Genomic DNA, 23229 nt, shown 5'->3' with positions numbered 1-23229 from the left:
CTGCCGATGGGGCCGTGGAGGTCCAACCCGGCAGTCTCAGATCCCCAGCCGCTCCCAGATCACATCCAGCTGGGCGCGGTGCAGATCGGTGGAGAAGCAGGACTCCATCTGGGGCTCGCTCAGGCGTGCGCTCACCTCGGGATCGGCGGCCAGGTTGGCGCGGAAGTCGCCCCCCTCGCGGTTCCAGGCGTCGTGGGCGTGGCGCTGCACGATCCGGTAGGCCTCCTCCCGGCTGAGGCCGCTCTCCACCAGGGCCAGCAGCACCCGCTGGCTGAACACCACCCCGCCATACACGTTCAGATTGCGGCTCATGTTCTCGGGATACACCCCGAGACCCTTCACCACCTCCGTCATCTCCCGGAGCATGAAGTGCAGCGTGCAGGAGCAGTCGGGCAGCATCATCCGCTCCACCGAGCTGTGGCTGATGTCGCGCTCGTGCCAGAGGGCCACGTTCTCCAGGGCCGCGATCGTATAGCTGCGCAGCACCCGTGCCAGGCCACTGATCCGCTCGCTGCGGATCGGATTGCGCTTGTGGGGCATCGCCGAGCTTCCCTTCTGTCCCTTGGCGAAGTTCTCCTCCACCTCCAGCACATCGGTGCGCTGCAGGTTGCGGATCTCGGTGGAGAACCGCTCCAGCGAGGTGCCCACCAGCGCCAGGGTCTGCACGTATTCGGCATGGCGATCGCGAGCGATCACCTGGGTGCTGGCGGTGTCGGGCTCCAGGCCGAGGCTGGTGCAGGTGAGGGCCTCCACCCGGGGATCGGTGTTGGCATAGGTGCCCATGGCCCCGCTCACCTGACCCACCGCCACCACCTGGGCCAGCCGCTTCAGCCGCTCCCGGTTGCGCTCCGTTTCCGCCAGCCAGCCCGCCACCTTGAAGCCGAAGGTGATCGGCTCGCCATGGATCGCATGGGAGCGTCCGATCATCACCGTGTCCTTGTGCTCCGCCGCCAGGGTGCGCAGGGCGGCCCCCAGCTGATCGAGTTCCTGCCGCAGGACAGCCACCGACGCCTTCAGCTGCAGGGCAAGGCCGGTGTCGAGCACATCCGAGCTGGTCATGCCCACGTGGATGTAGCGGCCCGCCTCACCAACGTGTTCATTGACGTTGGTGAGGAAGGCGATCACGTCGTGGCGCACTTCCGCCTCGATCTCCAGAATTCGCGGCACCTCGAAGCGCGCCCGCTCCCGGATGGCGGCCATGGCTTCCTGGGGGACGCGACCCAGCTGAGCATTGGCCTCGCAGGCGGCGATCTCCACCTCCAGCCAGCTCTGGAACTTCGCCTCTTCGCTCCAGAGGCTGCCCATCTCGGGCAGGGTGTAACGCTCGATCAAGGGCCAGCGCGTGGCAACGTCCTGGTCAATCTATGGGTCGACCCCAACGGGATCCCGATGGCAGGCAAGCAGCGGCTCGATCAGCATCTGGTGGCGCTGGGCCTGGCCGCCAGCCGTCAGCAGGCGCAGCAGTTGATCCGTGCCGGGCGGGTGCGCAGCGGCGACCGGGTACTCGACAAGCCCGGTCAGGAGGTGCCGGCGGAGCTGAGGCCCGAGGTGAGCCATCCGCCTCGCTTCGTCTCCCGCGGTGGCGAGAAACTGGTGGCGGCCCTGGAGGCCTTCCCCCTGGAGGTTCAGGGCCGCGTCTGCCTCGATGGCGGGATCTCCACCGGCGGCTTCAGCGACTGCCTTCTCCAGCACGGCGCCGCGCGGGTCTACGGCATCGATGTGGGCTACGGCCAGACCGCCTGGAGCCTGCGCACCGACCCGCGGGTGGTGCTGCGCGAGCGCACCAATCTGCGCCGCCTCACCCCCGAGCAGCTTTACGGCCCCGATGATGTCTGGCCGGATCTGGCCGTGGCCGACGTCTCGTTCATCTCCCTGGCCCTGGTGCTGCCGGCCCTGCGGGCCCTGCTGCAGCCCAGGGGCGCCGAAGCCGTGCTGCTGGTGAAACCCCAGTTCGAGGTGGGTCGCGAGCGGGTTGGCAAAGGCGGGGTGGTGCGCGATCCCGTCGCCCATGCTGATGCCATCACGGCCGTGATCAGCGCCGCCGAAGCGCTTGGCTGGCGTCCCTGCGGCCTGATCGCTTCCCCGATCACCGGCCCCGCCGGCAATCACGAATACCTGCTCTGGCTGTGCTCGATGCCTGAGTCAGGTGGTGAGGCTCCGCTGGCAGGCAACCTGAAGGCTGGAAACCCGTTGACACCGGAATCGATCAGTGACCTGGTGAGCCGCACCCTCCTGGGTGGCTGAGAACAACCAAGCTGGCTGAGCACAAAAAACCGGAGACCCGTTTGGATCTCCGGTTGACGATGCAGAAGCGGTGGTTGGCCGCCGAACTCAGATCGCGGTGCTATCGCGATCGCCGGTGCGGATGCGGATCACGGTGCCCACGGAACTGATGAAGATCTTGCCATCTCCGATTTCCCCGGTGCGGGCTGCATCCTGGATGGCGGTCACCACGGTGTCGACGCGGTCGTCGTCTACCACCACTTCCAGCTTGAGTTTCTGAAGGAACTCCACCGTGAATTCAGAGCCCCGGTAGCGCTCCACCTGGCCTTTCTGTCTGCCGAAGCCGCGGACCTCACTCACCGTCATGCCAACGATGCCGGCATTGACCAAAGCTACCTTGACATCTTCAAGCTTGAAAGGGCGAATGATGGCCTCAACTTTTTTCATGGAGTCTCCAATGGTTCGGATCAAGTCTCTCAGGAAGGATCGCTGAGAGGAAGGGAAAGGTTGGGAATGCGGTTGACCCGGAGCCCTGCGGACAGGGCATCCTGACAAAGCCGATCGGCGGAGCTTGGACTCACCTGAACCCTGCCGGTGGCCAGATGGGACCACACGGCATCGTCGAAGTGGGTCTGCAGCCAGACCATCCCCAGAGCTGACTGGGGCTTGAGGCGAAAGCCGCCATGACTGCTGGCGAGGAGGAGGTCCATAAGGAAGACCCTGCGCACTGGGGCCATTAGGCCTGAGTGCGCAGGGCTTCGACGTAGCTGTTGCTACGGGCTGTCAGGCTGGCGGGCCTCAGCCTTCCTGCAGATCGCGCTGGGCCTGCTGGTGGTGGTGGTGGTGATAAATGTGCCCGCGGTAGTGAAGATCGAGGGTTTCATCGACCGGCTGGGGTTCATGCTTCAGCGGCACGCGGTAGTGAACACCGCGGTACACGTGCTCCACCGGTTCGACGCTGGGGAACTGCTGATGCTGGGGCATGGCGTAGTGGACGCCGCGGTAGACAAGTTGGTCTGTGGACATGACTGGGTCCTCGAAGGGATGGAGTTCACTGGCCCAATGGGCTCGGTGTCGCTTCGTGGGAAGGAGCGTTGCTTCGCCTCGCGGGGGCTACTTCCGACAGGAGGGCCAGGGACCTCTCCGAAAGGTGTCCAACGTTTTGTCCTTCAAGTTACTTCTAGCCAGTCCAGCTGTCCATTGAGAACAAAAACGGGCTTCCTTCGGCAATCTTCACGAATTAAGCGTTCCTACGATCGATGCCACGTCCTCTCTCCTCCTTCCACCACCGATGCCATCCCCTTCCAGTTCCAGCACCGCCACTGCCACTGCCGCCGCCACCGCTACGGCCACAGGTCGCGCCGCAGCCGGCATGGATTCCCAGGAGGGCACCATCAGCCCGCGCTACGGAGAGCGACTGATCAGCGAGGAGGCACCGCTGATCTGCTTCGACAACCCCCGCCGGGGCCGCGCCTACGAGGTGTCGATCGAGCTGCCGGAGTTCACCTGCAAGTGCCCGTTCTCCGGCTACCCCGATTTCGCTGTGCTGCGGCTGATCTATCAGCCAGGACCGAGCGTGCTCGAACTCAAGGCCCTCAAGCTCTATGTCAACAGCTGGCGCGACCGCAGCATCTCCCATGAAGAGGTGGCCAACCGAATCCTTGATGAACTGGTGGCCGCCGCCAAGCCGGTCTGGATGCAGCTGGAAGCCGATTTCAATCCCCGTGGCAACGTGCACACCGTGATCAGGGTCAGCCACGGCCAGCGGCAGGACTGCTGAGGCCCGCGCCTGAACGCAGGTGCTCGAGCAACAGTGGCAGTTCGTTGGCCAGGGCCGTGAGGTTGCGGTTGCAGAGGCCTCCCACGTGCAGCTGGCCTTGATCACTGTCGGCAATGGCCCAGAGCTGTCGGGTGGCGATCAGGCTCAGGCCGCCGCCCAGCAGCGCAATGGCAAAACCGCCATAGACCAGGGGGACTCCCGGATCCCGTTTGAGCAGAAGGCCACTGGCGGGCATGACTTCCACCACCTTCAGGGGGAGACCAGCGATCTCCAGGGCCTCGCCCCCAGGGGTGATCTGGCCGATCAGCTGGGCCTGGGCCGAGTACACATCAACCGGTCCCATCTCGCTGTTGAGGGCCAGCAGCACGGGCTCTGAGCCGTCCGGCCTGGTCGGCAGGGCCAGGCCCCACACCTGCTCCCCCAGCTCGGGGAGGCTGCGCAAGGGAAGCTGCAGCAAGGGGCTGCGCCCCAGTTGCACGGTGATCGCCGCCAGTGACCAGTCGGCTTGGTACACGGTCATTCCCCGGAAGCGCAGGGGATGGTTCACGCTGATCTGGCTGTGCTGCAGCGGTTCACCGTCGGGATCGAGCAGGCGCAGCTCGGAACGGAACTGCTCGGGCCGCCCGGCAGGATCCCGCTCGATCCGGAACGCGTCGACCGCCAGGGTCATCTGGGTCTGACCACGCTGGTTGAGGAGCTGAAGGTCGTGGCCCGGGGCGAGGAAACGCTCCAGGCGCTGGCCGGCCAGCGCCCCCCATGAGGCTCCCACCATCAGCACCACCAGACCGGCATGGACCAGCAGGGGCCCAACTCTGCCCAGAATCCCGCGTCGGGCCGCCAGCCGATCACCCTGGGTCTTCAGCTGCCAGCGCTGGCTTTCCAGCAGCTGAGCAAGGGCGTCGAGGTCGGCGATGGGCTGGGCACTGGGCAGGGATTCGGCCAGGCTCAACTTGCTCAGCTGGCGGGGAGAGCGGTAGTCGATCCAACGCAGGGCAGCCTGCAGGGCGGGCCACTGGCGTCGCCAGCTGCACAGCACCAGCGACAGGCCCAGCCAGGCCAGCAGAGCCAGGAACCACCGGCTGGCGTAGACATGATCCAGCTCCAGGTTGAGGATCCCGGCGCCATCGAGCAGCCCGAGCCAGGGCTTGCTGTCGTAAGCCTGGTGGTACACCTCGGCGGCCTCCTGCTGGGGAATGACCGTGCCCAGGCCGCTAGCCAGGGCGATCACCAGCAGCAGGCCGATGGCCAGGCGCAGATCCGAGATCCAGCCAGCCAGACGGCTGAGGGTCTTCATGGCAGCCGGGCCAGAAGGGTGAGACCACCGCTGGCGAGCAGAATCGCGCCGCTGATCGGGGGGATCCAGCGGCTGCGTTCACGCAGGGCAAGCAGCCGGGGCATCGTGGCCGCGGCTGACCCCGCCAGCACCAGGGGAATGACCTGACCAGCCCCAAAGCAGGTGAGCAGCAGCATGCCCAGCAGCGGGCGACCCTGCTGGGCAATCCAGGCCAGCAGAACGGCCAGAACCGGTGTGGTGCAAGGGCTGGCCGCCAGGCCGAAGGCGGCCCCCGCTGCCAGCGGGGCGAGGGGAGCGGGCACCCGCTGGCGCCATAGCTCGGGATCAGGACCCGCCGGCAGGGAGAGGGGCACCAGTCCGAGCAGGTTGAGGCCCATCAGCACCGCCAGCAGGGCCACCACGGTGGGAATGAAGCCGGGCACCTGGCCATAGAGCCGCCCAAGCAGGGAGGTGGTGCCACCAAGCACCACCAGGGCGGCCACGATTCCCGCCGCGAAACTGAAGCTGCGCTGCCAGGGCCGCCCCGGCGCTTCCGGTCTTGAGAAGCCGGCCATGTACGCCACCGTGATCGGCAGCAGCGAGAGCGAACAGGGCCCCAGGCTGGTGAGCAAGCCGGCACCGAACACCATGGTGACCGTGAGAGGACCGGGTGCCGAGAGGGAGTTCTGAAGCAGCTGCTCGCTCCAGAGGGCCAAATCCGAAAGGGGCAGGCCGAAGCCGTTCATCCTTGTCCTGATGGTCCCGGACGGCGGCGGGCCCGTCGCTCGGGAGGGAGATTCAGCCTATCGGGGCAGGGTCGGGGCCGGCCCCAGCGCGGGCCTCACCGCCCCGTTGGCGGCGGCTGCGGCTCGGCCGACTCTCTAAGCCGCGGGATTCCAGCGAGCAGCGGATGAGCAGGCCGGCGGTGAGCAGGCTGGCGAGCAGTGAGTTGCCGCCGTAGCTGATCATGGGCAGCGGCAGGCCAGTGGTGGGCATGGATCCGCTGGCCACAGCGATGTTGAGGATCGACTGGCCCACCAGCAGGGTGGTGGCACCGATGGCCACGAGGCGCTGCTGATTGCTGCGGCAGCCCAGGGCCACCCGCAGGCCCACAAAGCCGAACAACATCAGGAACAGCACCACCACCATCGAGCCCACGAAGCCGAACTCCTCGGCGAAGACCGCGAAGATGAAATCAGTCGACTGGATCGGCAGGTATTGCAGCTTCTGGGTCGAGAGGCCGAATCCCTCCCCCAGGACCCCTCCTGAGCCGATCGCCAGCAGGCTCTGCACCAGCTGATACCCGTCCCCCTGGGGATCCCGCCAGGGGTTGAGGAAAGAGACGACCCGGAGGCGCTGGTATTCATTCACCAGAATGCTGGCGGAACCCAGGGCCCCTCCTGCCGCTGCGGTGCCCAGCAATGAGACCAGGGGCAAACCGGCCGCCAGGGCCATGAACCAGAGCAGCAGGCCCGTCAGGGCGGCCGTACTCAGGTTCGGCTGCTTGAGAATCAACAGCAGCAGGGTTGCAAAGGTGCCCAGCCAGAGCATTTTCTGATCGAGGCCGATGCGCTTCCAGTGGGCGAAGAGGGAGGCCCCCTGCAGCACCACGAAGGGTTTGACCAATTCGGAGGGCTGAATCTGGATCGGTCCGAGCACCAGCCAGCGGCTGGCTCCATTGACCGTGCTGCCCGCCACCAGGGTGGCGGCGATCAGCACGCCGCCGATCAGCACGGCCGGTCCTGCCAACCGCAGCCAGCGCCGCAGGGAGGTGCGCATCGCCAGCCACAGCAGCCCCCAGCTGGCCATCAACCAGATCGCCTGGCGTTTGATGTAGAAGGCGGGATCCCCGTTCTCGCGGGCCGCCACCCACCAGCTGGCTGACCCCAGGATCAGCAGCCCAGCCAGGCACCAGATCGCCACCATCACCAGCAGCAACCTGGCTTCGGCTGGCCACTGGGCCCAGGCCAGGTGCAGCGGCCCCTGGGCCGCCTCCGCTGCTGCTCCCGGGTTTCCGGCACGTGGACTGGCTGGGCTCCTGGAGCGACGGTTCATGGTGGCCGGCAAAAACTGGCGCAGGGCGTGCCGTTCCCCATTCAGCCGTGGACGCAGGCTTGGGGAAAGGGGGGTGGGACAAAAAAAAGCCCGGCCAGGGCCGGGCTCAGCTGGATTGGGACGTGAAGGCCATGGATCAAGGCGATCGTGTTGGACTTCACCGGAGCCCGTTCAGCCTTCAGTTGCCGACGTTGATCTGACGACGACCCGTGGCGAGCTCAACCTTGAGAATCTTGCCCCCCTGCTTCATGATCCGCTGCTGTTCAGCGAACCAGCTCTCGTAGGGCACCCACTTGGTGAAGAAGGTGTTCTGCAGTTCCCGCTGACTCCTGACCTTTTCAGGGCAGGGAATGCAGGCCGTGATCTTGAACAGGCGCATGTGGTGATCCTCGCGGGTGGGGCGTTGGGTTGGGATCAGTTGCCCAGGCCGGAGCTGATGTAGTCGAGGTAGGTGCCGAGTTCACGACCAGCGTCTGGACCCACCAGCGAAGCTGCAGCTTCCTTGATGGCCTGGATCGACTGGACAGTGGCGCCGATGGGCACACCCAGGGAGTTGTAGGTCTCCTTGAGCCCGTTCAGCACCCGCTCATCGAGAATCGAAGTGTCACCGGCCAGCATGGCGTAGGTGGCATAGCGAAGGTAGTAGTCCAGGTCGCGGATGCAGGCGGCATAGCGACGAGTGGTGTACATGTTGCCGCCCGGACGGGTGATGTCCGAGTAGAGCAGGGTCTTGGCGACGGCTTCCTTGATGATCGCTGCCGAGTTGGCACCGACGGTGGCCGCAGCGCGGACACGGAGCTCGCCGCTGGAGAAGTACTGCTCCAGCCGTCCGATCGAAGAGTCGTCCAGGTAGAGACCCTGAACGTCGGACTGGTTGATGACGTTGGTGATCGCGTCTTGCATGTGTCCTGTGAAGAGGCGGGGGGCAAGGAGAGGCGAAGCCTCAGGAGAGGGCGCCGATGACGTAGTCGAAGTAGAAGCCTGCCTCTTCGGCGTCGGCTCCGGTGAGCAGCCCCATGGAGGCGTTCTTGAGCTCACGGACGACCTCGGCCATGGCCTCCAGGGGAGTGCCGAGTGCGCGATACATCTCGCGGGCGCCGATGATGCCGATTTCTTCGATCGGGGTGACGTCACCGGCTACGACGCCGTAGGTCACCAGGCGCAGGTAGTAGTCGACGTCACGGAGACAGGTGGCCGTCATTTCCTCGCCGTAGGCATTGCCTCCGGGAGAGATCAGGTCGGGTCGCTTCTGAAAGAGGGCGCCGCCGGCCTGCTTCACGATGCGCTCGCGGCTCTCTCCCAGGACCTGAGCCACCCGCAGACGGCGTTGACCGCCGGCTACGAAGGACTTGATCTGGTCGAGTTCGCCAGGGCTGAGGTAGCGGGCTTCGGCGTCCGCGTTGATGATCGAGTTGGAGACGATGCTCATGCAGTTCTGCCTCGAAGCAAGCGGTCGCCGTAATGGAGACCGATATCCGGTGGGTAAGGGATGCCCCTCGCTCCTTCACTTCGTTGACGTGAACGCCAACGGTTCGCTGGGGAGAGTGGGCTGGCGATCAGGCTTGCCGACCGCCGAGTCATTCTGCGGCAGAGGGGGCCACCCCTCCCGGGGCCGGTAACAGTTCTTCACGGCGGTCGGATTTTGCCAAACCCCTTGGCTGGCAATGACTCTGGAGGAGCGTGCGGCTAAGGGAAGCCTGCGTAGTTTGTTAACGCTTTGCAGCCTTCCTGTGGCTTCCCAGGTTAATTCGTCATTCAGGATGCGTTCTTGGAAATCATGTTCTGATTAAAAAATCCCCGGACTTTTTTGCCCGGGGTTGATCAAGACAATCCGGGGATCCACCTCCTGGTGGATCCATCCACCAGGCAATCAGATGGCTCCGCGTGGGGGAGGCGTCAGTCCGGCGTTCCCGGCATAGAGGAGAGCGGTGCGATTCACCGTGGCCAGGGGAATGCCATCTTCGGTGCCCATGCCCCTGAGGTAGGGCACGGTGTCCCGCCCGAAGCGGTTGGCGTACTCCTTGCCGGAGAGCAGGTCGTCGAGGGCGGCCTGTTGCCCTTTTTTGCCCCGGGTGGCCAGATAGAGGCTGACTTCCTTGGGTTGGGCGGCTCTGCCCAGCAGGGCCAGGTAGGCCGCCGAAGCGGCCCGAAGCGGGGCCATCCGGTTGAGCCGTTGCTGGAAGAGATCGGACCCGGCGATCACCGCCACGAATTCCGAAACCGCTAAGCGGCCGTCACGCAGTTGCGATTCGGCATCGCTGAGGCGTTCAGCAGCGAGGGGGACACGGTTCAGCAGCTGCCGGTAGGTGGCTTCGATCACCTGCTGCAGCGAGGCCTCATCGGCTTCGGGCATCAGCATGACCGGCTGACCAAGGCTGCGGCGGCGGCTGAAGCCCTGGGGACGAGCCCCATCAAGGGCCTTGGCCATGGCCGCTCCAGGCTGGGGAGCCACGGCTGCGCTGAAGCCATTGGCGCTGACCTGAGCGCTCCAGCCCCCAACGATCCTTCCGCGGGAGGAGGTGGCCGTCACGCCGGTTGAGTCGCCCACATTGGCGCTCCAGCCCCTGGAAGGGGTGCCGGCGGGTTTCGTTGGGGAGACGCTCCAGCGGCGGCTGGGCTCAGGAGGCTGACGCAGGCTCTGGGGTGTGCTGCCCTGAGGCTTTGCCGGTCCTTCTTCACCCTCGGCGAAACGGGCCGTCCAGCCCCCGACCACCTGGCGCAGACGGCGGTCCGGCAGGTTGCGCGGCGTGAGGTCACCACTGCCGCGGAAACTGCTGCCCGAGGCCACCTGCGGACGGGTCACCGGAGTGAGGTCGGGAATGGCCGAAGGGTCGAGTCTGCGCCGCAGAGCGGGGACCCTTCGGGCATTGAGGTCGGCGGGGGTGACGAAACGTTCGTAGGGGACGGTGTCCTCGCCGAAGGCCGCCAGATACTCGGGGCTCTCGAGGATGGCGTCGACAACGCCGTAGAAACCCAGGCGAGCTGCCGTGTCGAAGTAGCCGTTGATTTCACGCCGGCCGAAGGTGGGTCGCCCGAGCAGGCGACGGTGCATCACTTCGATCGCCTTCGTGATGTAGAGATTCGACCAGTAACGGCGGCGGAAGGCGGCAGAACGAGCCACCTGGCGAATGAACTCGCGCAGGCTGATGTCGCCGTTCTCGAGTTTGATCTCTTCCACCTTCAGCTGCTCACCCGCGTAGCCGGTGGTCCCGAGCACCTGCACGTAGACGGCCCTGATCACCGCCTGGGTGCTGGATTCCGTGCCGCGGATGCTGGGCTGGCCGCCGCGGCGGGGCACCGAGGCACCACCTGTGGCGATCTGCTGCAACCTCACGACCTTGGGACCGACCCGCCGGGGCGCGGAGGCCCGGAACTGGGGACTGTCCATCTGACCGGGTTCGGCCATGCCGTTGCCCACCAGAATCCTGCGGGTGTCGTAATTGAAGGGGGCCGGCCGGGTGGCCACCGAGGCCGTTCCTGACGGGAAGATGGCTCCGTAGGTCAGGCCCAGGGGATCGTTGCCGCCGCCGTAGGCGTGCTGGTCAGGCAGTGGTTGGCCGTAGGAGGCATAGAGCGTGATGTACTGCGGGGCGCCTTCGAAAGGAGCGCTGAAGCGGAACAGTTTGCGATTGGATCCCCAGCCTGCGCTTTCCTGAGCCTCTTCGCCGAGATCGCGCAGGTAAGGAACGGTTTCTTCCCCGAACGTCTGGGCATACTCCTGGGTGTTGATCAGGGAGTCGACCAGGCCGGGCAAGCCCTGCTGGCTGACGATGGCGAAGTAGCGACGGAACTCCTCAATCGTGCTCACGCCTCGGCCAAGGAAATGGCGGAAGGCCAGCTCCACCACACGGCTGTTGGAGAAGCGGCCGTAGAACTGGCGCCGGTATTCCTTGCTGCGCCCCAGGGCACGGATGAATTCCCGCATCGGCAGTTGGCCCTGGGCCACCTGGGTGGCTTCCACGGGGGCCACCACCTGGGAATAGCCCTTGACGATGTCGCGCTCGAAAACCTGTCGATAGGCGGCGCGGATCACCTCGGCTTTCTCCCGTCCGGAGAGGCCGGGCTTCATCACGAAGCGCTGGCGGGATTCGGCGGCCAGGGCATAAATGGCAGGGAGTTGCAGACCCTGGTTTTCAGGGCTGCCCAGGCGCTGGCGGGCGGAGGGGGTGGGAACCGCCAGCTCCTTGAGCAGCACGTTGAAGCAGTCGATGACGAGCTGACGCGACTCCGATTCCTTGCTGAAGAGGTTGGCGGCGGCGGCGCGCATTTCCTGAAGGGCCACGTTGGTGGCGGCCAGGGAACAGGCCTTCTCGAGCACATCCCGAAGCCCCCTGGTGTTCACCGCAAGAATGCTGGGATCACCGGCCACCAGGGCGTAGCCCACGTAGCGAAGGAACCAGCCCATGTCCCGCAGCGACTTGCGCATGCGCTCGGTGCCGTAGCGCGCCACGCTGATCGGGGTGAAACCGGGGGGGAGCACCACCCGCACATCGGCATCGGCCTGCACGCCTTCCAGAATTCGGCCGAGCAGACCCGTGCCACCACTGCCCTGGGCAAAGGTGCGCACGGAGGTGGCCGCAGCCACCTGGTCGCTGGCCAGGATTTCGCTCTCCAGAGCACCCACGTTGAACGGGGTCAGGGGCGCATCGAGGTAGGAGAGCGGGGTGCCTCCGGCGAAGATGCGGTTGGCGGCCTTGGCAACGATTACGTCGGCATTGGCGGAGATCAGCCGGGCCGCCTCAACGCGGGCCGTGCCGCTCCGATAGAAGGTGAGGAGGGTCTCAAGCTCACCCTTCTCAGGAAAACGATCCTGTTGCTCCGCCTGACGGACGCTCGAGAGCGGCAGGGTGTCGTAGAGCTGGGGGCTGACCCTGGTGCTGCCGCTGCTGGCGGTCACGGTCATGAACGGGCGTGTACCGGGCGAAGTCACGTTACGGCTGAGCTCCTGCCCTCCCGCTTCGCATGAACAAATGTTTGCAGCGGACCGTCGCCTGCCGCCATCCCGGGGCCCGGCCCATGAAAAGCTCCCCCTTGGATCGCATCCATTCGCCGATGAGCCCAGGCCCCGCCGATGCCGCCACGCCGGCGGTGAGCGCCTTCTACGACCGCTTCCCCTACCCCGGGGATCCTCTGCAGGACGGCCCACCACCTGGTTACAACTGGCGATGGTGTTACCCATGCGTCAGCAGCGCCTGCACAGGCCGCCTGCCTGAGCCCGGCCCGCCGCCACGGCTGCTCGATGCGGGCTGCGGCACAGGGGTGAGCACCGATTACCTCGCTCACCTCAACCCCGGAGCGGAGATCCTGGCGGTCGACATCAGCCCCGGTGCCCTGGAGCTGGCCCGCGAGCGGTTGCGCCGCTCCGGCGGCGCCCGGCACTGCTCCTCGCTGCGCCTGGAGAACAGAAGTCTGCTGGATCTCGATGGGGAAGGCCCCTTCGATCTGATCAATTCGGTGGGGGTGCTGCACCACCTGCGCCAGCCCGAGGCCGGACTGCGGTCGCTGGCCACGCTGCTCAGGCCGGGTGGGCTCCTTCACCTGTTTCTGTATGCCGATGGCGGTCGCTGGGAGATCCACCGGGTGCAGCGCGCCCTCACCGCCCTGGAGGTGGTGGGGGATGGCGAGGGGCTGCGACTGGGACGTGCACTCTTCGAGCAACTGCCCGAGACCAACCGCCTGCGGCGCCACCACGAACAGCGCTGGGCCCTCGACACCGCGGCGGATGCCAATTTCGCCGACATGTACCTCCATCCCCAGGAGACCAGCTACGACCTGGAGAGCCTGTTCCGTTTCGTGGCCAGTGCCGGTCTTGAATTCGCCGGCTTCTCCAATCCCGAGGTCTGGGATCCGGCCCGCCTGTTGCAGGGAGAGCTGCTTGAGCGAGCCAGGGCCCTTCCCGATCGTGAGCGCTGGGCCCTGGTGGAAAGCCTCGACCCCGACATCAGCCACTTCGAGTTCTTTCTCAGCCGTGGCCCCCTTGCCTTCAGCGACTGGGAGCAGGAGGAGTCGCTGCTGGAGGCCAGCGGCCGCCGCAACCCCTGCCTGTGGGGGTGGCCGGGGGCCACATTGCTGGACCCCGACCTGCGGCCGATCGAGCTCGACGATCAGGAGCTGGCGCTGCTGAAGGCCCTGGAGGCGGCGCCCGAGTCAACCCCGATCCGTCTGCTGCCCCTGGGCTGGTCGCTCACCCAGCTGGCGACGGTGGCGCGGACTCTCTGGCGCCGTCGCCTGTTGTTGCTGGCACCTGCCGGGACGTCCGCTGGGGCTGGGATGTAACAGGTTTGTGATAGATTCCGCGCGCCTTTTCCAATGTGCTGACGCGCTTGCAGGCCACTCCCGCATCCGGCACCCCAGCCGGCCCTGATTCCCCTGAGGTGTCCCCTCAGGAGGCTTCTGATCTGCGGGCGTCCCTGCTGCGTGGCCTGGCCGGAAGAGAACTGGTGGTTCCTGCTCTGGTGCCACCGGCCCCAACCGCCGAGTCCGCCTCCGTGGTGGACGTGGACGTGCCGGACAACGGCATGGACGATTACATCCGCCTTCAACGGCGTCTGTTGCTGTCCACGCTGCTCGTCTCGGTAGTCGCTGTTCCCGTGACGGCGCTTCTGTTCGATCGGACCACAGCCCTGAGCCTTTCGGCAGGAGCGGTGTCAGGCATGCTCTATCTGCGGCTTCTTGCACGCGGAGTTGAGCGTATCGGTCCCGACTCCAAGCAGGTGGGCAAGGGTCAGCTGCTCGTTCCGGTGGTGCTCGTGCTGGGCTGCTCGCGCATCCCCCAGCTGGAGATCCTTCCCGCTCTGATCGGATTCCTGCTCTACAAGCCGGCTCTCCTGCTTCAGGCATTCGTCCGCCCCTGATCAAGGATCCCCAGTCCCCAGATCAATCCATCCGTCGCTTCAGCGGCCCCTCTGTACCCCTCGATGGTTCCGTTGCCTTTTTTTCTTCCTTTCGCCGAACTCGAGGTGGGTCAGCACCTCTACTGGCAGGTCGGTGGTTATCAGATTCATGGCCAGGTCTTCCTGAGTTCCTGGCTGGTCATCGGTGCGCTGCTCGCCCTTGTGGTGGCCGGCACCCGCAAGCTCGAGCGGGATCCTCGGGGTGTTCAGAACCTTTTGGAGTTCATCTGGGGCTATCTGCGTGACCTGTCCCGTGAGCAGATCGGTGAGAAGGCCTACCGCGACTGGCTCCCCTTCATCGGCACACTCTTCCTGTTCATTTTCGTGAGCAACTGGGGTGGTGCTCTGGTGCCCTGGAAGCTGATCCATCTCCCCAGCGGGGAGCTCGGAGCACCCACCGCCGACATCAACACCACCATCGCCCTGGCTCTGCTGGTGTCGCTTGCCTACTTCTATGCAGGACTGAGCCGTAAGGGCTTCCGGTACTTCGAGTACTACGTGGAACCCACCCCGATCATGCTTCCTTTCAAGATCGTCGAGGATTTCACCAAACCTCTCTCGCTCTCCTTCCGTCTGTTCGGCAACATCCTTGCCGATGAACTGGTGGTGGCCGTGCTGGCGTTCCTGGTGCCACTGATCGTGCCTTTGCCGGCCATGTTCCTGGGCCTGTTCACCAGTGCCATCCAGGCGCTCATCTTCGCCACCCTTGCCGCGTATTACATCGGTGAAGCGGTGCACGAAGAACATCACTGACTAACCGTGGGCCGACGGGTCCCTTCCGGGCCGGTCAGCCGTTCTGCTAAATCTCCTGCGCGCAGGTCCGGTCTCAATCCGGGCCCATCTCCCCAGCGGAGATGTCCCAGCCGCCAGGTTCATCCCGCGCTCTTCCGGCGCCCCACATCCCCAACGTTCCACCATGGATTCCATCACTTCTGCAGCGTCTGTTGTGGCTGCCGGTCTGGCCGTCGGCCTCGGCGCCATCGGCCCCGGCATCGGCCAGGGCAGTGCTGCCCAGGGAGCTGTCGAGGGCATCGCCCGCCAGCCCGAAGCCGAAGGCAAGATCCGCGGCACCCTGCTGCTGTCCCTGGCGTTCATGGAAGCGCTCACCATCTACGGCCTGGTCGTGGCACTGGTGCTGCTGTTCGCGAATCCCTTCGCCGGCTGATCGTCCTCCCGGCAGGACCGGGGCACCGAGGCTGAACCCACGGTCCCCGATCCCTCGGCCTTCCGCTCCATTTCGTCCCCTCCGGCCTCAGGCCGGTGCGGACCACCCGATCCCTCCAGCGACCCCGCCCCATGACCAGCTGGCTACTGCTTGCCGCAGCAGGTGCTCCCGAGGGAGGTCTGTTCGACCTCGACGCCACCCTGCCGCTGATGGCGGTCCAGGTGGTCATCCTCACCTTCATTCTCAACGCTCTCTTTTTCCGCCCTGTCGGCAAGACCGTCGAGGAGCGTGAGAGCTACATCTCCACCAGCCGGGCCGAAGCCAAGCAGCAGCTGGCCCAGACCGAGCGACTGGAAGCCGATCTGCGCCATCAGTTGCGCGAAGCCCGTCAGCAGGCCCAGACCCTGATCGTCGACGCGGAGCAGGAGATGGATCGTCTATACCGCAGCGCCCTGGCCGAGGCCCAGGCTGAAGCCAACGCCAGCCGTGAGTCCGCACGGCGGGAGATCGACAGCCAGCGCCAGCAGGCTGAAGACACCCTCAATGGCGAAGCCGACCGGCTCGGCGATCTGATCGTCACCCGTTTGCTTGCTGTTCAATGAGTTTCTTCCTCACGATCCCGGCCTTGCTGGCCAGCGAGGGAGGTCTCGGCCTCAACCTCGATCTCTTCGAAACCAACATCATCAACCTGGCGATCGTGATCGCCGCGTTGGTCTGGTTTCTGCCCAAGGTGCTCGGTGGAATCCTTGAGTCACGGCGGGCGGCGATCCTCTCTGATCTTCAGGATGCCGAGCAACGCCTTCAGGACACCACTGCTGCACTGGCCTCGGCCAGGAAAGACCTGGCCGAGGCTCAGAAGAAGGCCGAGCTGATCCGCAGCGATGCCAAGGCCCGTGCCGATGCCCTTCGGCTGGAGAGCGAGCGCCGCACCGTCGAGGAGATGGCCCGCCTCAAGCATGGAGCCGTCGCCGACCTCCAGTCGGAGGCTCGCCGCGTCAGCGAACAGCTGCGCCTCGAGGCTGCCCGCCGGGCCGTTGACAAGGCTCTGGCCTCCCTTCCCGGCAAGCTCGATGCCGAAGCTCAGGCTCGGTTCATCGATCAATCCATCAACAGCCTCGGGCAAGCCTGATGCCTCTTCTCAACTCCATCTCCACGCCCTACGCCGAAGCCCTGCTTCAGGTGGCTGACCAGCGCCAGGAAACTGATCAGCTGGCCAAGGAGGCGAAGGATCTGCTCGAGATCTGGCATGCCTCCCCGGAGCTGCGTGCTGCTTTCTCCTCCCCGGTTCTCGAGCCTGAGGCCAAGAAGAACATTCTGGTCATCCTCTTCGAGAAGGACGTCACCCCGACGTTCCTCAACCTGCTCAAGCTTCTGGCTGACCGCCAACGCATCAGCATCTTCGATGCAGTGCTGGATCGTTTCCTGGGGCTCTACCGGGAGCAGCGGGGCATCGCCCTCGCCCGGATCACCTCCGCATCGCCGCTGAGTGAGCAGCAGCAGCAGGCCCTTCACACCAAGGTTCTGGCCGTGGCCGGCACCGACAAGGTGGAATTCGATCTGCACATCGATCCAGCTCTGATCGGTGGTTTCGTCGTCAGCGTGGGCTCCCAGGTGATCGACGCCAGCCTGGCCGGCCAGGTGCGCCGCCTCGGTCTCGCTCTGGCCAAGGCCGGCTAGCCCTTCCCCCTCCGCCTTCCCCTTCTTCCTTCCATCGCCTCCCCATCCGGGGATCTCCACCCATGGTTTCCATCCGCCCCGACGAGATCAGCGCCATCCTCAAGCAGCAGATCGAGGACTACGACAAGTCCGTCTCGGTCAGCAACGTTGGAACCGTGTTGTCGGTGGGTGACGGCATCGCTCGCATCTATGGCCTGCAGCAGGTCATGTCCGGTGAACTGGTGCAGTTCGACGACGGCAGTGAAGGCATCGCCCTCAACCTCGAGGACGACAACGTCGGCGCCGTGCTTCTCACCGATGGCATTGGGATTCAGGAAGGCAGCACCGTCAAGGCCACCACTCGCATCGCTGAGGTGCCGGTGGGCGAGGCCATGCTGGGTCGCGTCATCAACCCCCTGGGGGTGGCGATTGACGGCAAAGGTGATATCGCCACCACGTCGACCCGCCTGATCGAGTCGATGGCCCCCGGCATCATTCAGCGCAAGTCGGTGCATGAGCCGATGCAGACCGGCATCACCGCGATCGACGCCATGATCCCAATCGGTCGTGGCCAGCGCGAGCTGATCATCGGCGACCGTCAGACCGGCAAGACCGCCATCGCCATCGACACCATCCTCAATCAGAAGGGTGAGGATGTGGTCTGTGTCTATGTGGCCATCGGCCAGAAGTCGGCCTCAGTGGCCAACGTGGTCGAAGTGCTGCGCGAGCGCGGAGCCCTGGATTACACCGTGGTGGTGGCCGCCAGTGCCTCCGAGCCCGCGGCTCTGCAATACCTGGCTCCTTACACCGGTGCGGCCATTGCCGAGTCCTTCATGTACGAAGGCAAGGCCACTCTCGTGGTCTACGACGACCTCACCAAGCAGGCCCAGGCCTACCGGCAGATGTCCCTGCTGCTGCGCCGTCCGCCCGGGCGGGAGGCCTACCCCGGCGACGTCTTCTACTGCCACAGCCGTCTGCTGGAGCGGGCCGCCAAGCTCTCCGATGCCATGGGCAAGGGCAGCATGACCGCTCTGCCGATCATCGAAACCCAGGCCGGCGACGTTTCGGCCTACATCCCCACCAACGTGATCTCGATCACGGATGGCCAGGTGTTCCTCAGCTCCGACCTGTTCAACTCCGGTCTGCGCCCCGCCATCAACGTTGGCATCTCTGTGAGCCGGGTGGGTGGTGCCGCCCAGACCAAGGCGATCAAGAAGATCGCCGGCACCCTCAAACTGGAGCTGGCCCAGTTCGATGAACTGGCCGCCTTCTCCCAGTTCGCCTCTGACCTCGATGCCGCCACCCAGGCCCAGCTGGGCCGTGGCAAGCGTCTGCGTGAACTGCTCAAGCAGCCCCAGTTCAGCCCGCTGCTCCTGGCTGAGCAGGTGGCCGTGGTGTATGCCGGTGTCAAGGGACTGATCGACGAGGTGCCCGTGGATCAGGTGGCACAGTTCTGCCGCGAGTTGCGCGACTACCTCAAGAGCAACAAGCCCGATTACATCGCCAAGGTTCAGAGCGAGAAGGTGCTCAGCGAGGAGGCCGAGTCGATGCTCAAGGACGCCATCAACGAAGTCAAGTCCACCCTTCTGGCCGCCGCCTGAGGTCCCTCCACCATGGCCAATCTCAAGGAAATCCGCGACCGGATCAGTTCGGTCAAGAACACGCGCAAGATCACCGAGGCGATGCGCCTGGTGGCAGCCGCCAAGGTGCGGCGTGCCCAGGAGCAGGTGCTCCGATCCAGACCTTTCGCCGACCGTCTGGCCCGGGTGCTCGAGAATCTTCAGTCGCGCATGCGCTTCGAAGATGTGGTCAACACCCCCCTGCTCGAGCAGGAGCGTCCGCTTCACCACATCACCCTGCTGGCCGTCAGTGCCGATCGGGGTCTGTGTGGTGGCTACAACGCCAACATCATCAAGCGCACCGAGCAGCGGTTCGCTGAATTGAAGGGCAAGGGCTACGAGATCTCCCTGGTGCTGATCGGACGCAAGGCCATCGCTTACTTCCAGAACCGTTCGTATCCGATCACGGCCACCTTCACCGGGCTCGACCAGGTGCCCAATGCCGAGGAGGCCCGTGACATCGCCGATCAGGTGCTCGCCGAGTTCCTCTCCGGCTCCACGGATCGTGTCGAGATGGTGTACACCAAGTTCATCAACCTGGTGAACAGCGCCCCTGTCTCCCAGACCCTGCTGCCCCTCGATCCCCAGGGTGTCGCCAGTCCCGACGACGAGATCTTCCGCCTGACCACCCGTGAGGGTCGCCTGGCCGTGGAGCGCGGCACCGCTCCGAACCAGGAGCCCGCGCTTCAGTCGGACTTTGTCTTCGAGCAGAGCCCGGATCAGCTGCTCAACGCCCTGCTGCCGCTCTACCTGGAGAACCAGCTGCTGCGTTCCCTGCAGGAGTCGGCGGCCAGTGAGCTGGCCAGCCGAATGACGGCCATGAACAACGCCAGCGACAACGCCAAGGCCCTGGCCAAGAGCCTGACCCTTGACTACAACAAGGCCCGTCAGGCGGCCATCACCCAGGAAATCCTCGAAGTGGTGGGTGGTGCCACAGCCATGGCCTGAGCCGGATCGCGAGATCCACAGCCTGTTCCCCCTGGCGGTCGCCCAGGTGCAACTGCGTCCGGATCCGATCGACTCAGCCCTGATGCTTCAACAGGTGCTGGCCCTGCGGGGCGGGCATCACTCCAACCCGGATCCGGGCTGTGCCTGGACCGGGGACCTTCATGGTGTCTGGCAGGTCCATCAGCGGCCTGAGTTCGCCTGGTTGCTGTCGCAGGTGAGCCTTGAGGCGCAGCACTATCTTTTCGCTCTCGGGTTCGACCTGGAGCGGGTCAGGCTGCACCTGCAGCGCTGCTGGCCCGTCGTGGCCGAGCCGGGCCAGGGGGTTGGCCGTCACCACCATCCCAACGCCCACCTCAGTGCCGTCTACTACCTCAATGGCGATGGCAGCGGCCGCAGCGGCTGCCTGCGGCTGTTCGATGGAGGCCGAAGCAATGAGCTGGTTCCCGGACTCGCCGTGGGCCATGACGGGCCGATCACCATGGGTCATCCCCTCAATGCCGGCTGGCACGACCTGGCCCCGCGGGCGGGCCTGCTGGTGCTCTTCCCTGCCAGGGTGGACCATGCCGTGCTCGCCAGTGAAGACGACGATGATCTGCGCCTCTCGATCAGTTTCGATCTTGTCTTGACGGCGCCGGCCAGCGGGCCCGACCGGCCCCAGCCGCCCGAATACCTTGCGCCCCATCCCAGCCAGTGGTTGGAGCTTCTCCCCGACGGGGCCCCACGGTCCGGGAAGATGGTGCAGTGAACCGCTGGATCGGCGGTCACCCCCACGCAACCGCCCCGCACCGCGACAGCTTTTCTGCCGCGATTCCACCACGCCATGAGTGACAGCTTCACCGTGACCGCCGAGCTCGACGGCGTGACTCACACCTTCCCCTGCCAGCCTGATCAGACCGTGCTGGCCGCCGCGGAGGCGGCGGGTGTTCCCTTGCCCAGCTCCTGCTGCTCAGGGGTCTGCACCACCTGTGCGGCCCGCCTCCGTCAGGGTGAGGTGCATCAACCCGATGCGATGGGAGTCAAGGCTGACCTCCAGGCCGAGGGCTTCGCCCTGCTCTGTGTGTCCTATCCCCGCAGCGATCTGATCCTGGTGGCGGGCCAGGAGGATGCGCTCTATGAGGCCCAGTTCGGCCAGTACCAGCGCTGAACCCTCTTCCAGTGCCAGACCCGGAGATCCCGACGAGCCCTGATTTCAGCTCATGGCCCCGGCTTGAGCCGGTCGATTTCTGGTTGCTGGCGGCGCCCGGTCCCTTGCTGCCCCAGTTGCGCGCGGCTCTGGCTGAGCGGGGGGAGCCCCTGCGCTGGGCCATCACCACCGTGCGGCCCTCCGAAGATGGATCGCGGCGGCTGCGGATCGAAGCGGTGCTGCTTCAGTTCCCTTGAGCCGGCCTCTGCCCACCCTGCTGGTGATCCCCACCGGGATCGGCTGCGCCATCGGGGGCTATGCCGGCGATGCCCTGCCCGCCGCCAGGCTGCTGGCAGCGGCCTCAGGCTGCCTGATCACCCATCCCAATGCCCTCAACGCGGCGGCCCTCTACTGGAGTGACCCGCGGATTCATTACGTGGAGGGTTGGGGACTGAATCGTTTCGCAGCGGGTGATCTGGCCCTGGCCCCGGTGGCGGCGCAGCGGGTGGGACTGCTGCTGGATGCGGGCATCGAGCAGGACCTGAGGCTGCGCCACCTGCAGGCCGCTGAGGCCTGCCGCGCCAGTCTGGGCCTGTCGATCGGCCCTGTTCTCAGCACCGACGTTCCCCTGGATGTGACCCTTTCGCTGGCGGCCAGCGGGGCGAGCAGTGGTGGACTCGGCCGACCGGATGCCCTGATCAGAGCCGGGGAACGTCTGAAGCGGGCCGGTGCCACCGCCATCGCCGTGGTGGCCCGCTTCCCGGATGATCCCGGCAGTGCTGCGCTGGCCTCCTACCGCCAGGGCAGCGGCGTGGATGCCCTGGCCGGTGCAGAAGCGGTGATCAGTCATCTGCTCAGTCACCAGCTGGGGCTCCCCTGCGCCCATGCTCCGGCCCTGGCCTCCCTGCCTCTGGATCCGCGGCTGGATCCCCTGGCTGCGGCTGAAGAACTGGGCCACACCTTTCTGCCCTGCGTTCTGGTGGGCCTGAGTCGGGCCCCCGACCTGATTCCCCTGGGTCCGCTCGCAAGCCAGCTGTTCCCCGTCGGGCCGCAGCCCCTGATGGACCACCTTGGTGAGTCGCTGATCCACCCCAGCCGGATCGGTGCCGTGGTGGCCCCTGCCGGCGCCCTTGGCGGTGAGGCCGTTCTGGCCTGCGCGGAGCGAAGCATCCCGCTGATCGCCGTCGAGGGCAATCAGTCGGTGCTGAAGGTGAGCGCCGAGGACCTTGGCCTGCGCGCGATCGCCGCAGCCAGCTATGCCGAGGCCGCCGGCATGGTGCTGGCCCTGCGCGAAGGGCTGCAGCCCGATGCTCTGCGGCGGCCCCTGCCGTCTCTGGAGCAGCTCAGCGCAGACAGGCCATCGGATGGCGGGTCGGCATCCCCAGGGCCTTGGCCACTCCGGGATGGCACACGGCCCCATCCACCGTGTTGAGTCCGGAGAGCAGCTCGGGCCGCTCGGTGACCGCCTCCACCAGTCCCCGCCCGGCGATGCCCATGATGTAGGGCAAGGTGACACTCACCAGGGCCTCGGTGGAGGTGAAGGGCACGGCCCCGGGCATGTTGCCCACGGCGTAGTGCTGCACGCCATGGATGGTCACCACAGGCTCGGTGTGGGTGGTCTCGCGGCTCGTGGCGATGCAGCCCCCCTGGTCGATGGCCACGTCGACGATCACCGAACCCGGTTTCATCCGCTTCACCACATCCTCATTCACCAGGGTCGGGGCCCGGCTGCCCGGAGTGAGCACGGCCCCCACCACCAGGTCGGCACTGGGCGCCAGCCGCTCGATCAGGCTGTTGTTGCTCACCAGGCTGACCATCCGACCGATCCGCTGGGGCTCGAGCATGCGCAGGCGCTGGGGCGTGTGGTCCAGCAGGAACACCTCCGCATCCATGGCCGCGGCCACCCTGGCGGCATGCCAGCCCACGGTGCCGGCCCCGAGCACGATCACCCGTGCCGGCCGCACTCCAGCGCAGCCGCCCATCAGCACCCCCCGGCCGCCGTGGGGCTTCTCGAGCAGGTGGGCGCCCACCTGGGCGGCCAGCCGTCCGGCGATCTCGCTCATCGGCGCCAGCAGCGGCAGGTTGCCGTTGTCGAGCTGAACAGTTTCGTAGGCCACACCGGTGGTGCCCGCGTCCAGCAGGGCCTGGCCCACCTCGGGATAGGCGGCCAGGTGGAGGTACGTGAACAGCACCTGATCGCTGCGCAGGAAGGGGAACTCCTCCGGCTGAGGTTCCTTCACCTTCACCACCAGGTGGGCGCCCCAGGCCTCCTCGCGGTCGACCAGCCGTGCTCCAGCCTCGGCGTAGCTTTCATCCTCCATGCCCGCACCGTTGCCCGCTCCGGCCTCGACGCGCACCTCAAGTCCCTGGGAGACCAGCTCCCTGACCCCATCGGGGCTGAGGGCCACCCGCTGTTCGTCCCGTTTGATCTCCCTGGGAACACCGATGCTCGCGATCGGTGCCGCCGGGCCCATGCTGGCCATGCCATTGAGAA

The 23229-nt window shown here is 65.9% G+C and carries 27 protein-coding genes; 15 read left to right on the top strand and 12 right to left on the bottom strand.

Features of this window, described 5'->3' with window-relative positions:
* Positions 1-36: 36 nt before the first annotated feature.
* Positions 37-1332 carry an adenylosuccinate lyase gene (purB, locus tag FPZ61_RS04195; RefSeq protein ID WP_185465103.1) on the bottom strand — a complete coding sequence of 432 codons (1296 nt, stop codon included), beginning with the start codon at positions 1330-1332 and terminating at the stop codon, positions 37-39.
* A 57-nt stretch (positions 1333-1389) separates the two neighbouring features.
* Between purB and FPZ61_RS04190 the strand changes: the two genes are divergently transcribed.
* Entirely contained in the window at positions 1390-2244 is an 855-nt protein-coding gene (locus tag FPZ61_RS04190) for a TlyA family RNA methyltransferase (RefSeq protein ID WP_185465102.1), read from the top strand.
* A gap of 87 nt (positions 2245-2331) precedes the next feature.
* Here the strand turns inward: FPZ61_RS04190 and FPZ61_RS04185 are convergent, their stop codons facing one another.
* From FPZ61_RS04185 to FPZ61_RS04175, 3 genes are all read right to left on the bottom strand, one after another.
* Positions 2332-2670: a P-II family nitrogen regulator gene (locus FPZ61_RS04185; RefSeq protein ID WP_006171995.1), complete on the bottom strand. Its 339-nt coding sequence runs from the start codon at positions 2668-2670 to the stop codon at positions 2332-2334.
* Positions 2671-2699: 29 nt separating this feature from the next.
* The gene (locus tag FPZ61_RS04180; protein ID WP_094554774.1) at positions 2700-2933 is read right to left on the bottom strand and encodes a hypothetical protein; all 234 of its coding nucleotides are present in this window, start codon (positions 2931-2933) and stop codon (positions 2700-2702) included.
* An 88-nt stretch (positions 2934-3021) separates the two neighbouring features.
* Positions 3022-3249 carry a DUF4278 domain-containing protein gene (locus FPZ61_RS04175; protein ID WP_185465101.1) on the bottom strand — a complete coding sequence of 76 codons (228 nt, stop codon included), beginning with the start codon at positions 3247-3249 and terminating at the stop codon, positions 3022-3024.
* A 346-nt stretch (positions 3250-3595) separates the two neighbouring features.
* On the opposite strand from FPZ61_RS04175, the gene queF reads away from it, so the two are divergent.
* Entirely contained in the window at positions 3596-4003 is a 408-nt protein-coding gene (queF, locus tag FPZ61_RS04170; protein ID WP_185465166.1) for a preQ(1) synthase, read from the top strand.
* Here queF and FPZ61_RS04165 read toward each other — a convergent pair.
* From FPZ61_RS04165 to FPZ61_RS04135, 7 genes are all read right to left on the bottom strand, one after another.
* The gene (locus FPZ61_RS04165) at positions 3975-5297 is read right to left on the bottom strand and encodes a cytochrome c biogenesis protein ResB (protein ID WP_185465100.1); all 1323 of its coding nucleotides are present in this window, start codon (positions 5295-5297) and stop codon (positions 3975-3977) included. The genes queF and FPZ61_RS04165 overlap by 29 nt on opposite strands.
* The gene (locus FPZ61_RS04160; RefSeq protein WP_185465099.1) at positions 5294-6022 is read right to left on the bottom strand and encodes a cytochrome c biogenesis CcdA family protein; all 729 of its coding nucleotides are present in this window, start codon (positions 6020-6022) and stop codon (positions 5294-5296) included. Before FPZ61_RS04160 ends, FPZ61_RS04165 begins: the two co-directional genes overlap by 4 nt.
* A gap of 52 nt (positions 6023-6074) precedes the next feature.
* Positions 6075-7331: an FtsW/RodA/SpoVE family cell cycle protein gene (locus FPZ61_RS04155; RefSeq protein WP_185465098.1), complete on the bottom strand. Its 1257-nt coding sequence runs from the start codon at positions 7329-7331 to the stop codon at positions 6075-6077.
* 178 nt (positions 7332-7509) lie between these two features.
* Positions 7510-7710 carry a phycobilisome linker polypeptide gene (locus FPZ61_RS04150; protein ID WP_185465097.1) on the bottom strand — a complete coding sequence of 67 codons (201 nt, stop codon included), beginning with the start codon at positions 7708-7710 and terminating at the stop codon, positions 7510-7512.
* Between the two features lie 35 nt (positions 7711-7745).
* Complete coding sequence (gene apcB, locus FPZ61_RS04145; RefSeq protein ID WP_185465096.1) at positions 7746-8234, bottom strand: allophycocyanin subunit beta; 489 nt, start codon at positions 8232-8234, stop codon at positions 7746-7748.
* A gap of 40 nt (positions 8235-8274) precedes the next feature.
* On the bottom strand, positions 8275-8760 hold the full coding sequence (locus FPZ61_RS04140) for an allophycocyanin (protein ID WP_185465095.1): 486 nt from the start codon (positions 8758-8760) through the stop codon (positions 8275-8277).
* Between the two features lie 441 nt (positions 8761-9201).
* A complete protein-coding gene (locus FPZ61_RS04135; protein WP_185465094.1) occupies positions 9202-12234 on the bottom strand; it encodes a phycobilisome rod-core linker polypeptide in 3033 nt (1010 codons plus the stop codon).
* A 149-nt stretch (positions 12235-12383) separates the two neighbouring features.
* On the opposite strand from FPZ61_RS04135, the gene FPZ61_RS04130 reads away from it, so the two are divergent.
* From FPZ61_RS04130 to FPZ61_RS04070, 13 genes are all read left to right on the top strand, one after another.
* Positions 12384-13607 carry a trans-aconitate 2-methyltransferase gene (locus FPZ61_RS04130; RefSeq protein WP_185465093.1) on the top strand — a complete coding sequence of 408 codons (1224 nt, stop codon included), beginning with the start codon at positions 12384-12386 and terminating at the stop codon, positions 13605-13607.
* Positions 13608-13654: 47 nt separating this feature from the next.
* The gene (locus FPZ61_RS04125) at positions 13655-14185 is read left to right on the top strand and encodes an ATP synthase subunit I (RefSeq protein WP_185465092.1); all 531 of its coding nucleotides are present in this window, start codon (positions 13655-13657) and stop codon (positions 14183-14185) included.
* Between the two features lie 63 nt (positions 14186-14248).
* Entirely contained in the window at positions 14249-14977 is a 729-nt protein-coding gene (gene atpB / locus FPZ61_RS04120; protein WP_185465091.1) for a F0F1 ATP synthase subunit A, read from the top strand.
* Between the two features lie 163 nt (positions 14978-15140).
* Complete coding sequence (atpE, locus tag FPZ61_RS04115; RefSeq protein ID WP_185465090.1) at positions 15141-15389, top strand: ATP synthase F0 subunit C; 249 nt, start codon at positions 15141-15143, stop codon at positions 15387-15389.
* 131 nt (positions 15390-15520) lie between these two features.
* Positions 15521-15991, top strand: a complete 471-nt coding sequence (locus tag FPZ61_RS04110) for a F0F1 ATP synthase subunit B' (RefSeq protein ID WP_185465089.1) — start codon at positions 15521-15523, stop codon at positions 15989-15991.
* On the top strand, positions 15988-16518 hold the full coding sequence (locus FPZ61_RS04105) for a F0F1 ATP synthase subunit B (RefSeq protein ID WP_185465088.1): 531 nt from the start codon (positions 15988-15990) through the stop codon (positions 16516-16518). Before FPZ61_RS04110 ends, FPZ61_RS04105 begins: the two co-directional genes overlap by 4 nt.
* The gene (atpH, locus tag FPZ61_RS04100) at positions 16518-17066 is read left to right on the top strand and encodes an ATP synthase F1 subunit delta (protein WP_185465087.1); all 549 of its coding nucleotides are present in this window, start codon (positions 16518-16520) and stop codon (positions 17064-17066) included. Before FPZ61_RS04105 ends, atpH begins: the two co-directional genes overlap by 1 nt.
* Before the next feature lie 62 nt (positions 17067-17128).
* Positions 17129-18646: a F0F1 ATP synthase subunit alpha gene (gene atpA, locus FPZ61_RS04095; protein ID WP_185465086.1), complete on the top strand. Its 1518-nt coding sequence runs from the start codon at positions 17129-17131 to the stop codon at positions 18644-18646.
* Positions 18647-18658: 12 nt separating this feature from the next.
* Positions 18659-19612, top strand: a complete 954-nt coding sequence (locus tag FPZ61_RS04090) for a F0F1 ATP synthase subunit gamma (protein WP_185465085.1) — start codon at positions 18659-18661, stop codon at positions 19610-19612.
* Positions 19590-20357, top strand: coding sequence for a TIGR02466 family protein (locus tag FPZ61_RS04085; protein WP_185465084.1), 768 nt, complete (start codon positions 19590-19592; stop codon positions 20355-20357). Before FPZ61_RS04090 ends, FPZ61_RS04085 begins: the two co-directional genes overlap by 23 nt.
* Positions 20358-20432: 75 nt before the next feature.
* A complete protein-coding gene (locus tag FPZ61_RS04080) occupies positions 20433-20756 on the top strand; it encodes a 2Fe-2S iron-sulfur cluster-binding protein (protein WP_185465083.1) in 324 nt (107 codons plus the stop codon).
* Positions 20757-20767: 11 nt separating this feature from the next.
* On the top strand, positions 20768-20992 hold the full coding sequence (locus FPZ61_RS04075) for a hypothetical protein (RefSeq protein WP_185474756.1): 225 nt from the start codon (positions 20768-20770) through the stop codon (positions 20990-20992).
* Positions 20989-22167, top strand: a complete 1179-nt coding sequence (locus tag FPZ61_RS04070) for a DUF3326 domain-containing protein (RefSeq protein ID WP_185465081.1) — start codon at positions 20989-20991, stop codon at positions 22165-22167. Before FPZ61_RS04075 ends, FPZ61_RS04070 begins: the two co-directional genes overlap by 4 nt.
* Here the strand turns inward: FPZ61_RS04070 and ald are convergent.
* Positions 22079-23218 carry an alanine dehydrogenase gene (ald, locus tag FPZ61_RS04065; protein WP_185465080.1) on the bottom strand — a complete coding sequence of 380 codons (1140 nt, stop codon included), beginning with the start codon at positions 23216-23218 and terminating at the stop codon, positions 22079-22081. The genes FPZ61_RS04070 and ald overlap by 89 nt on opposite strands.
* Positions 23219-23229 lie beyond the last annotated feature (11 nt).

Source organism: Synechococcus sp. BSA11S (assembly GCF_014224355.1).
In the GTDB taxonomy this organism is placed as follows: Bacteria; Cyanobacteriota; Cyanobacteriia; order PCC-6307; family Cyanobiaceae; genus Regnicoccus_A.
The sequence above is the reverse complement of the archived record's forward strand: the minus strand, read 5'-3'. Positions and strand labels throughout refer to the sequence as shown.

Bases quoted from the DNA above. Each gene is read 5' to 3' on its own strand.
- FPZ61_RS04190 (WP_185465102.1), top strand. From the start codon at position 1,390: ATGGCAGGCAAGCAGCGGCTCGATCAGCATCTGGTGGCGCTGGGCCTG.
- FPZ61_RS04185 (WP_006171995.1), bottom strand. From the start codon at position 2,670: ATGAAAAAAGTTGAGGCCATCATTCGCCCTTTCAAGCTTGAAGATGTC.
- FPZ61_RS04180 (WP_094554774.1), bottom strand. From the start codon at position 2,933: ATGGACCTCCTCCTCGCCAGCAGTCATGGCGGCTTTCGCCTCAAGCCC.
- FPZ61_RS04175 (WP_185465101.1), bottom strand. From the start codon at position 3,249: ATGTCCACAGACCAACTTGTCTACCGCGGCGTCCACTACGCCATGCCC.
- queF (WP_185465166.1), top strand. From the start codon at position 3,596: ATGGATTCCCAGGAGGGCACCATCAGCCCGCGCTACGGAGAGCGACTG.
- FPZ61_RS04165 (WP_185465100.1), bottom strand. From the start codon at position 5,297: ATGAAGACCCTCAGCCGTCTGGCTGGCTGGATCTCGGATCTGCGCCTG.
- FPZ61_RS04160 (WP_185465099.1), bottom strand. From the start codon at position 6,022: ATGAACGGCTTCGGCCTGCCCCTTTCGGATTTGGCCCTCTGGAGCGAG.
- FPZ61_RS04155 (WP_185465098.1), bottom strand. From the start codon at position 7,331: ATGAACCGTCGCTCCAGGAGCCCAGCCAGTCCACGTGCCGGAAACCCG.
- FPZ61_RS04150 (WP_185465097.1), bottom strand. From the start codon at position 7,710: ATGCGCCTGTTCAAGATCACGGCCTGCATTCCCTGCCCTGAAAAGGTC.
- apcB (WP_185465096.1), bottom strand. From the start codon at position 8,234: ATGCAAGACGCGATCACCAACGTCATCAACCAGTCCGACGTTCAGGGT.
- FPZ61_RS04140 (WP_185465095.1), bottom strand. From the start codon at position 8,760: ATGAGCATCGTCTCCAACTCGATCATCAACGCGGACGCCGAAGCCCGC.
- FPZ61_RS04135 (WP_185465094.1), bottom strand. From the start codon at position 12,234: ATGACCGTGACCGCCAGCAGCGGCAGCACCAGGGTCAGCCCCCAGCTC.
- FPZ61_RS04130 (WP_185465093.1), top strand. From the start codon at position 12,384: ATGAGCCCAGGCCCCGCCGATGCCGCCACGCCGGCGGTGAGCGCCTTC.
- atpB (WP_185465091.1), top strand. From the start codon at position 14,249: ATGGTTCCGTTGCCTTTTTTTCTTCCTTTCGCCGAACTCGAGGTGGGT.
- atpE (WP_185465090.1), top strand. From the start codon at position 15,141: ATGGATTCCATCACTTCTGCAGCGTCTGTTGTGGCTGCCGGTCTGGCC.
- FPZ61_RS04110 (WP_185465089.1), top strand. From the start codon at position 15,521: ATGACCAGCTGGCTACTGCTTGCCGCAGCAGGTGCTCCCGAGGGAGGT.
- FPZ61_RS04105 (WP_185465088.1), top strand. From the start codon at position 15,988: ATGAGTTTCTTCCTCACGATCCCGGCCTTGCTGGCCAGCGAGGGAGGT.
- atpH (WP_185465087.1), top strand. From the start codon at position 16,518: ATGCCTCTTCTCAACTCCATCTCCACGCCCTACGCCGAAGCCCTGCTT.
- atpA (WP_185465086.1), top strand. From the start codon at position 17,129: ATGGTTTCCATCCGCCCCGACGAGATCAGCGCCATCCTCAAGCAGCAG.
- FPZ61_RS04090 (WP_185465085.1), top strand. From the start codon at position 18,659: ATGGCCAATCTCAAGGAAATCCGCGACCGGATCAGTTCGGTCAAGAAC.
- FPZ61_RS04080 (WP_185465083.1), top strand. From the start codon at position 20,433: ATGAGTGACAGCTTCACCGTGACCGCCGAGCTCGACGGCGTGACTCAC.
- ald (WP_185465080.1), bottom strand. From the start codon at position 23,218: ATGGCCAGCATGGGCCCGGCGGCACCGATCGCGAGCATCGGTGTTCCC.